A 9984-nucleotide genomic window follows, 5' to 3' on the forward strand; every position below is an offset into this window, starting at 1 on the left:
TCTCCACACCCTACACCCTACACCCTACACCCTACACCCTACACCCTACACCCTACACCCTACACCCCTAGCTAGGGTGTCTCTATTTGTTTGAGAAACATTATTGTTTATTTCATTTATTCTATTTTTGTTAAGTTAAGATACATTATTGACGCCAGTGGATCACTATACCCTCAAGCGTTAAAAACTTCATCAAGAATTGATGCTCATTTTAAAGACTTAGTAAAGTTTGCCTCATCTTGTTGATCAGAGGAGAGGATTAGAATATTATACAAACAGAGAAAAATACAAGTCATACGACTGTATTACAGGATACAAAAGCCGACTAACTCAACCGTGACAGATACTCTATCCCTCTGGTATCGCTATGGCAGAAGAAATTGATGACGTCTTGAGACCATTGTCTAGGAAATTCAAGAGTTTATATTATTTATGCTCTAGTGATGGAGAAGGATTATGGGGGTGCATCTACAATTGTCAAGCACAAATTATTCCGGTTGTAGCCCTCTAGCCAGAAACAATTGAGCGAGTTAATTTTTTGAGAGTTTTCTAATCCGATCTAATTTTGAGAGTAACTGGCAAAAACCAGCTACTATCATACAGCAATATTGATTGGGTTTCTGGCTAGAGTTTTATCCCCCTTGAGTATCAAAGATTCTCTATCGGACTCAACGTACTTTTGAGTAATAATTTTTAAATTTATTGCTCAACTAAATTGCTGAATCTAATGTGGTAAAAGGGAATAAGTAGGTGACACTAAAAAAATTGCCCCCTGGATCAGATAAGAAAATAGCGAATAGCTATATTTTTAGGATAAAATCACCGACTTAACCCTAAAAAAGACCACTGTAAACCTGTTTCAAGGGGAAAATATGATGAATCGTTTCGTTCAATCATCATTGGGAATTGAGCAACTCTACGGTATTCCTGATACAGACAGAAAACGTGAATTACAGCAACGACTTGAACAGTTAAATCAAACCCAAACCTACTATCCCGCCGATTACTGTATTCATCAGTTAATTGAACAAGCAGAGCGTCGCACACCGGACAAAATCGCGATTCGGTTTGAGGCGCAAACCCTAACCTACCGGGAGTTGAACCGCCGCGCCAATCAAGTTGCCCACTACTTACAAACGCTACAGGTTGGATCTGATGTACTGGTGGGAATTTGTCTAGAGCGATCGCTGGATATGGTAATTGGTTTATTGGGGATTCTCAAAGCTGGAGGTGCTTATGTTCCCCTTGATCCCGCCTATCCCCAAGAACGATTAGCGTTGATGATTGAGGATTCCCAAGTCTCTGTCATCGTCACCGAACAAGACCAACTGACCCGATTACCCGACACCCAAGCCCAAGTGGTTTGCTTAGATAGAGATCAACAGGCAATTGCTAAACATAGTCCAGAGAATTTAGACAGTGGTGTCACCCCCGACAATTTAGCCTACACGATTTATACCTCCGGTTCAACCGGGAAACCCAAAGGCGTCCAATTGCTGCATCGTGGGGTAGTAAATTTCCTCACCTCAATGAGTGTCGCCCCTGGACTCACTCCCGATGACACTCTGCTGGCTGTAACTACCATCTGCTTCGACATCGCCGGATTGGAACTCTATTTACCCTTAATCGTTGGCGCTGATATTGTCTTAGTGACGCGAGATGTCGCCGCCGATGCGACTCAGTTAATCCCAGTTTTGCAAGAATCCGGTGCTACCGTCATGCAAGCTACCCCCGCCACTTGGCGGATGCTGTTAGCCGCAGGGTGGCAGGGAAATCCCCAGCTTAAAATTCTCTGTGGTGGAGAACCCATGTCTCGCGAATTGGCGCGTCAACTCCTAGAACGCAGTGCTTCTGTGTGGAATATGTACGGACCGACGGAAACCACAATCTGGTCAACCGTGCATCAAGTAGAATCGGCGGACAAACCGATTCCCATCGGTCGCCCCATTGCCAATACCCAAATTTATCTGGCTCATCCTGAGCAAAACTCATCTGACCCGATTAAATTTGTACCTGTGGAAGAACCGGGAGAATTACTAATTGGTGGCGTTGGTTTGGCAAGAGGATATTTTAATAGACCTGACTTAACTGATGAACGATTTATTCCCGATCCCTTTAGTTCAGAACCCGGTGCCCGTCTCTATCGCACCGGAGACTTAGCCCGGTACTTACCCGATGGGACTCTGGAATGCTTAGGTCGCTTGGATCACCAAGTCAAAATACGCGGCTTTAGGATTGAACTGGGTGAGATTGAATCTGCCCTCTACCAACATCCAGGTATCCGAGACGCGGTGGTTGTCGCCCGTGATGACAGTTCTGGCGAAAAGCGCTTGGTTGCTTATCTCGTCAGTGACTTAGATGTAGAACATATTCCCCTAGAAACAAAGTGCTGGGTGGCGTGTGAGGGGAATCCAGAAATTGAATTAACCACCAGCAATTTCTCGGTCAATAGTATTCGTTTGCTCCATGCTCCCGCCACTTGGCGAAACGGTCAATCCTTGACGCTGCGCTGCCAGTTTCCTGGCGTCCCCGATGCACTTCAACTCACCGGAACCATTGCCACAAAAGCCCTGGAATGGGTAGACGTTTCCCTAGACACCACCTCCAGCCAACAGACACGTTTACGTCAGAGTATCAAACATATTGCCCAAACCCAGGGATTGATGGTTCATGACTTGCGCCGCCAAGAACCCCGAATCCCGCTGCACATTAATTGTCTGGCGGAATTGGAGTCCGGAGAAAAAATTGAGGTGATGACGCAAAATATCAGCCATGAGGGGATTTGCTTAAAGGCAACAACCGCTCGCCTATGTCGCCTATGGCAAACGGATCAACGCCTATTGCTACGATTACAATTACCCGGAGTCGAAACCCCGTTGTGGTTGCAAGGAAGGGTTGTTTGGCATTTTGAAGACTATGTGGGCGTCAAGTTTGATACCACAACCAGCCAGAAGGCGAAACTCCATCGCAGCTTAGGAAATCTGCGGACAGAACCCCGTATTTCCCTCCAGATCAATGGTCGTGCTGAATTTGAGTCGGGTCAACAAGTGGAAGTGATGACGCAAAACTTCAGCCGCAACGGGATTAGCTTAAAGGCACTCACCCCGACATTTTGGCACAACAACCAACCCGTACTGTTGCGGGTGCAACTGCCAGGAGTGGACAATCCCTTGTGGCTGCAAGGCACTGTAGTTTGGCACGCTGAGGAAAACGCTGGGGTGATTTTTGAGACCACGCCCACCCAACAGGAACAAATCCATCAAAGCCTTGAACATATCGTCAAAACTCAAGGATTATCGCTGGCGCAGTTGCGATCGTTCCTGAGTGATAAGTTACCGACTTATATGGTTCCCTCGACCTTTGTGCTACTGGATAGTTTGCCCCTAACACCCAACTGTAAAGTCGATCGCAAGGCGTTACCTGACCCGAACCAGGCGCAACAGGTGGCTCAGGATACCTTCGTCGCACCGCGCACCCCCGTTGAACAGGAGTTAGCGCAAATCTGGGCAACTGTATTAGATGTTGAGCGCGTGGGTGTGTATGACAACTTCTTTGAATTAGGTGGACATTCGCTACTGACGGCGCAACTGTTATCGCAGGTGCGAGAAACGTTCCAAGTGGAGTTACCCTTGTTTGCTCTGTTTGAAGCGCCGACTGTGGCGGAACTGGCTCAAACGATTACCGCTAAGACTGAGGCTGATTCGTCTCACCCTGAAGGGGATGGGACGACGGTGACGGGTACAATCGCAGTCACTAATTTAGCTAACGATGCGGTTTTGGATGAGACGATTTATCCAGACCAACCTTATCGTCAGCCGGACACCGCACCGGAAAAGATTTTGATCACAGGTGCGTCAGGTTTTCTCGGCGCGTTTTTATTGCAGGAATTACTCCAACATACGAATGCTACTGTCTATTGCTTAGTGCGTGCCAAAACTTTAGAGGCGGGTCAGCAAAAGATTGCCGCCAGCTTCAACCGCTATTTACTCTCACCCGATAAGCTGGACTCGCGAGTTATCCCTGTGTTAGGCGATTTAGCCCAACCTCGGTTGGGACTATCGGAGTCGCAGTACGAGGCGTTAACTAGCGAGATTGACTGCATATATCATAATGGGGCGTTTGTAAACTTAATTTATCCCTACAGCGCCTTGCGAGCCGCTAATGTCCTGGGAACTCAGGAAATTCTCAAATTAGCCAGTAAAACTAAGGTAAAACCGGTTCACTTTGTCTCAACGCTGGATGTGTTTCAATCGCCGCGTTATGCTCAGATGTCGGTGATTTTAGAACAGGATGAGTTGGAGTCAGGGGATGACCTGTCTGATGGTTATGCTCAGAGTAAATGGGTGGGTGAGAAGTTAGTCAAACAAGCCCACGCCCGGGGGATTCCAGCGTCGATTTACCGACCCGGTATGATTACGGGACATAGCCAAACCGGGGCGTCTCAACAGGGGGATCTGATTGACCGATTAATTAAAGGGTTGATTCAATTGGGGAGTGCGCCGGAGTTGGAGTTAAATCTGAGCTTGACTCCCGTGGATTATGTGTCTAAAGCGATGATCCATCTGTCCCAGCAACCGGATTTATGCGGTAAAGCGTTTCACTTGGTCAGTCCGGAGATGGTATCCTTACGGCAACTGGTGGACGAAATCCGGGCGATTGGTCATCCGATTGAATGGATGGATTATTCTACGTGGCAAGACAAGCTGGTTCAGGTGGCCAGTTCCCAGCCTGACAATGCGTTGAGTCCGTTGGTGTTCCTGTTTACTCAATGGGTGGGTGAAAACCAACGCCCCTATCTGGAAACGGCGGCTTTAGTCTCTCAGGCGTTTGACTCTCAGAATACGTTAGCGGGTTTAGCTGGAACGCATATTGTCTGTCCGTCAGTTAATAGTCAGGTGATTCGGGCTTATCTGGACTATAACCAGTTGGTGTGAACAATTGCTGGATGATGACCAGATCCCCGACTTCTTGGAGAAGGCGGGGATCTAATTATCGTATCTGCCAATTGAGTATAGGGCGACCCGACCTAATTGAGTGGATACAGTCGTTAATTGATGCAAGCGGGTCGCCCCTACAGGGGGATTACAGGTGTGTCTTTTAAAGAGGCGCGATCGCGGAAATCTCAGTGTCTCGGAAAAACTTGACCCGCTCTAATTTGCAGAAAACCCACGACCCTTATAATGGGTAAAAGAATGTAAAGAAGTAATAACGACAAGATTTAGGGACACTTACCTATTGTGTTTGTTCTTAGCGGCTACGAATATTTCCTAGGGTTCTTACTGGCAAGCAGTTTAGTCCCCGTCCTAGCGCTGGCAGCCTCAAAGCTGCTGCGACCCAGCATCCGCTCCCCCGAACGCCGGACGACTTATGAATCTGGCATGGAACCGATTGGGGGCGCTTGGATTCAGTTCAATATCCGGTACTATATGTTTGCCCTGGTCTTCGTGATTTTTGATGTGGAGACCGTGTTTCTCTATCCTTGGGCAGTGGCATTCAATCAGCTAGGACTACTAGCGTTTATCGAAGCACTCATCTTTATTGCAATTCTCGTCGTTGCCCTCGTTTACGCTTGGCGCAAAGGAGCTTTAGAATGGTCGTAAACTACCCCGTCCATGCTTAGGCATGGAAGAGGCTTTCCAAAAGCCTATGTTTACCAGCCTAAGTTCTGCCTTGAACTACGTTATGTCTAAGTGTTAAAGTTCGTACCTACGGATGCGTAGCTAGTCTGTAGCTCTACAACTCCAGCATTAAACAGGTTATAGGGAAAAGCCAGTGTGTTGGAGAAAGTACCGAGACATAACTTTGGCGAAGCTAACGTTACCCCGAAAGGGAGGGGCGCAAGCCCAATCAAACAACCCATATCCGTACAGGTTAAAAGCACGAGGAAAGTAACTACCCAGGCGACAGGCAAGCGCAATATGTCGAACGTCGGCGAGTAAATCCAAGGCGGTAGGGGTTTAGAGCTTTTTGTACTTTACCTAGGAGGCGCGGCTTTCTAACTGCCCATACTATCTATGGATGAGGTATCCAGTCGCGAATATTTGGATGAATACAGATACAACAAACGCGGCACCCCAAAAGCCGCAACCCAAAGAGAAAATTCTTAATCCCATTAGTCGTCCTCAGGTGACGCAGGACCTCTCAGAAAACGTGATTTTGACGACAGTAGACGACCTCTACAACTGGGCTAGGCTGTCCAGCCTGTGGCCGATGATGTATGGCACCGCCTGCTGTTTCATTGAATTTGCGGCGATGATTGGCTCTCGGTTTGACTTTGACCGATTTGGATTGGTGCCCCGTTGTAGTCCCCGACAAGCGGATTTGATTATTACTGCTGGCACGATCACGATGAAAATGACACCAGCACTGGTGCGTCTGTATGAGCAAATGCCAGAACCTAAATATGTGATGGCGATGGGGGCTTGTACGATTACCGGGGGAATGTTCAGCGTCGATTCACCAACCGCCGTGCGGGGTGTGGATAAGTTGATTCCGGTGGATGTTTATATTCCTGGTTGTCCACCCCGTCCGGAAGCGATTATGGATGCGATCGTTAAACTTCGTAAGAAGGTAGCAAATGAGTCTATCCAGGAACGGGCAACTCTGAGTCCAACCCACCGCTATTACAGCACCACGCATAGCATGAAGGTTGTACCCGATATTCTCACAGGTCAATACTTGCGGTCTGAAAATCGCCAAACTCCACCGAAGGAGTTAACCGAAGCGATGGGAATGCCTGTTCCCCCCGCCCTGAAGTCGTCTCAACAGCAGGAGGTCAATCGTGGCTGAAGAAGAGTCCAAAGAACAGACACCAGAGAACGCTGAAGAATCCTCACTCGCTGAGACAGGAGAAGTCCATGGCTGGCTGAAGGAAAATGGCTTTGAAACCGAGTTAATGGAACCGGATCACCTGGGAATTGAGGTGATTAAGGTACAACCAGAGGTCTTGATTCCCGTTGCCACGGCTCTCTATGCTTATGGGTTTAACTACCTGCAATGTCAAGGCGGTTATGATGTTGGTCCTGGTGAAGAGTTGGTCAGCTTCTACCATTTAATTAAGATCAGTGATGATGTTGATCAACCTGAGGAAGTTAGGGTGAAGGTATTTCTACCCCGCGACAATCCCAGCGTGCCATCCGTCTATTGGATTTGGAAGAGTGCTGACTGGCAAGAGCGGGAAACCTACGATATGTTTGGCATTGTCTATGAAGGACATCCCAACTTGAAGCGGATTTTGATGCCGGAAGATTGGGTGGGCTGGCCCCTGCGGAAGGATTATATCTCGCCTGACTTCTATGAATTGCAGGATGCTTATTAATTTGAGCAACTCCTTCCCATCTTAAAAAGTAGTGCGAGCATCTTGCTCGCCTACTTTTAAATAAGAGTAAGTAAAGTCAGACAATAATTATTACAGGTAGCTTTTCGATCCAAATAATTGGTTAAAGATTACCGCTTGATTCAGGAAATGTTCGCTTAAATTCCTCAATTAAATCGTCCAGTTCTTCGAGGGCTTGATTAACATCAATTCTCAGAGTACCTAAATTCGGTTCCTCCAACAGTTTGACGAGAAACTCTCGCTTACTCTCAATGACAGTTATGCGCTCTCGCATCGCTTGTGAGTCCATAATTCCTATCCTTTAGTTTCGCTATTTTTCTAATTGGCAAACCAACAATGATATAACGTGAGGTGTTCCCTCAACCCAGGCATATCAACGATGTGTGGAGAGGTACACCCAGAAAATAAACCGATTTCCTGGGTAGTACATCTGCCATAAGTGACATCCCCCTACACGCTCCCCTATGAGTACAGTGTAGGCTTCCTTCGGTACAGTTCTTGGAGCCATACCTCCAGCGTTTTATAGTGGGGATATGCCCAGCCCCACTTCTTGCAGTAAGCAAGAAAAACTTATAGATAAGGTTTAGTTCACTATATTTACCAGCTTTTACAGCTAGAGTAAATTAGAATTATATCATGTCCTGATGATTGCCCATAATTGCAAAGCTGTAAAAACAAGGATTGCAGGCATTTTTATTCAGGGGTATTTGACCGGAAATGATATTAACCTTATTTATTGAGTCTGCTTTACATTGGGTGAGTTGTCAATAGCTATAGTTCACTGGCGATTCATCGGTTCGGCTGACGCTCACCGGAAGCCTCACGGTCAATCAGAGATTAGACGGTGAGATGAATCGCCGATCAAGCTAAATATTAGCATGCTGTTGTTTTATCCTTCCCTTAAGCAAGGAATAAGTTTCCAGGATTTCAGTTGATGATTTAATTAGTGAACTGGTATCCTAGCTGAGGAAAGGAGGACGTTTCGATTTAGTCGGTTTATTTTTAATCACTTCGGCAATAAATCGCTTTAATGCCTTTTCTCGATTTTTCATAAACGCTGACCAAAAGCCGGGATAAAATTCATCCATAGTTTTTGCCAACGCCCAAACATCAACAGCCAGAATATTATTTAGGGTTTCATCCTCACGCTTTAACGAATCAAGCTGATCGTGAAAAGGGTGTTTTTTTGAGGATGCTTGTTGCTTTTTTTCTTGAATCATTTGAAAACGCTATAGAGACAACAGCAGACTAAACAAAACTGAGCTGATAAAAACTGTTTACATACCATGCTACAGAGAAGGCTGGACTTCTGCCGACACAGCGATCACGCTACGAGAGAGCGAATTTGCCTAGTATAACTAAGACAATACGACGTTGACGCTTTTGCCTTTGCTCCCCTAGAGCAACTCAGGCAAGATCCAAGATCTAAAGCATGGATGTTCTGCACCCTATCATTTCCCATGCCACCCATTGACACCGATAATAAAGCTAAAGTGATTGTTGTGTAGATAGTTAAATTAAGATGTTACGCAAAATTTCCTTGGGAACGGTAGGATTGTGGGTTGGGGGAGTACTTACCATTATCGGCTTTGTGGCTTATGCCACCGAGAACGCGACCTTAAATTTAGTGGGATTTTTCTACGGCGTCCCCATCTTACTGGGCGGTTTTGCCCTGAAAGCCGCCGAACTTAAGCCTGTACCTTTAAGTCAACCCACACCACCAGACGTGTTGCAACAGCGACAGCAGACAGCTACTCCGATTCAAAACCAAATTCGCCAAGATGTGATGCGTTATCGTTACGGTCAAGACGCTCACTTAGATAGCTCTCTGGAAAGTTTGGGTCTCTCTCCTAGCGATGAGGAACGACCTGACCTCAATAGTTTACGAGAAACTGTAGTGGATGGCGCTTACACGTTAGTACTAGAATTTTACTCGCCGCTGATTCCCTTTGAAACATGGGAACAAAAGCGGGAAAAAATAGAAAAATTTTTTGGTCCGAATATCCGAGTTGAATTGAGTCAACCTGAAGAAGACCAGGTTGAGGTGGCATTGATTGCTGCACCTTAACTAGCGCTTTATTGTCACTCTGGGAAAAGAATTATCAAACCGGATTGCTGAAAGCCCTGGCTGCCAAGCATTTGGGCGTTGAGAAATTGATAGAAACTAATGACATAGGGGCAATTCACCAAACTCTATTAATGTAAGGGTTTCAGGCTTCGCCCTTCCGAAAGTGACACAAGAGCGATAAGCCAGAATCGATTTTTTCTCAATTAAGTCCTTCTTTTCAGACCAGAGTAATAATCCTTACTTTTCACGGGATCTGGAAAACCTCTCTCCAAACCTCTCTCCTACAAGGAGAGAGGCTTTGAATTCTCCCCCTTCCGTGCCATCAAAGCTCTCGCATCCTCTGTTCTCCCCCTTCCGTGCAACAAAAGCTCTCGCATCCTCTGTTCTCCCCCTTCCGTGCAACAAAAGCTCTCGCATCCTCTGTCCTCCCCCCTCTTGTAGGCTACGGTGTACACACAAGTGGAGTCTGAGCAAGTTTCCACCCCAGGAAAAGCGACTCAAACTTCCGCAAACCCTTGACGAGAGTGGGCATTCCTGGAGGACGTTGGGAACGATAACCCGACCATCCTCCCAGGCGTGC

The 9984-nt window shown here is 46.7% G+C and carries 7 protein-coding genes; 5 read left to right on the plus strand and 2 right to left on the minus strand.

Annotation, left to right across the window (positions count from 1 at the left end; genetic code table 11):
• Positions 1-872 precede the first annotated feature (872 nt).
• The 4 genes from RIG27_RS11495 to RIG27_RS11510 all read left to right on the plus strand — a co-directional run bounded on the left by RIG27_RS11495 (position 873) and on the right by RIG27_RS11510 (position 7318).
• Positions 873-4934, plus strand: coding sequence for an amino acid adenylation domain-containing protein (locus tag RIG27_RS11495; protein ID WP_446345227.1), 4062 nt, complete (start codon positions 873-875; stop codon positions 4932-4934).
• A 303-nt stretch (positions 4935-5237) separates the two neighbouring features.
• A complete protein-coding gene (gene ndhC, locus RIG27_RS11500) occupies positions 5238-5600 on the plus strand; it encodes a photosynthetic/respiratory NAD(P)H-quinone oxidoreductase subunit C (RefSeq protein ID WP_044209505.1) in 363 nt (120 codons plus the stop codon).
• A gap of 445 nt (positions 5601-6045) precedes the next feature.
• Complete coding sequence (locus RIG27_RS11505; RefSeq protein ID WP_446345229.1) at positions 6046-6789, plus strand: NADH dehydrogenase subunit K; 744 nt, start codon at positions 6046-6048, stop codon at positions 6787-6789.
• Entirely contained in the window at positions 6782-7318 is a 537-nt protein-coding gene (locus RIG27_RS11510; RefSeq protein ID WP_446343339.1) for an NAD(P)H-quinone oxidoreductase subunit J, read from the plus strand. The genes RIG27_RS11505 and RIG27_RS11510 overlap by 8 nt, the downstream gene beginning before the upstream one ends.
• A 121-nt stretch (positions 7319-7439) precedes the next feature.
• On the opposite strand, the gene RIG27_RS11515 is transcribed toward RIG27_RS11510, so the two are convergent.
• Both RIG27_RS11515 and RIG27_RS11520 read right to left on the minus strand, forming a co-directional pair.
• Positions 7440-7625: a hypothetical protein gene (locus RIG27_RS11515; protein WP_446343341.1), complete on the minus strand. Its 186-nt coding sequence runs from the start codon at positions 7623-7625 to the stop codon at positions 7440-7442.
• A gap of 670 nt (positions 7626-8295) precedes the next feature.
• Positions 8296-8556, minus strand: coding sequence for a hypothetical protein (locus RIG27_RS11520; RefSeq protein ID WP_446343343.1), 261 nt, complete (start codon positions 8554-8556; stop codon positions 8296-8298).
• A gap of 302 nt (positions 8557-8858) precedes the next feature.
• Here RIG27_RS11520 and RIG27_RS11525 point away from each other — a divergent pair, with 302 nt between their 5' ends.
• The gene (locus RIG27_RS11525) at positions 8859-9404 is read left to right on the plus strand and encodes a DUF2854 domain-containing protein (protein ID WP_446345232.1); all 546 of its coding nucleotides are present in this window, start codon (positions 8859-8861) and stop codon (positions 9402-9404) included.
• Positions 9405-9984: the final 580 nt, after the last annotated feature.

Origin of the sequence: Coleofasciculus sp. F4-SAH-05, from assembly GCF_040222985.1 — a bacterium.
Classification (GTDB): domain Bacteria; phylum Cyanobacteriota; class Cyanobacteriia; order Cyanobacteriales; family Coleofasciculaceae; genus Coleofasciculus; species Coleofasciculus chthonoplastes.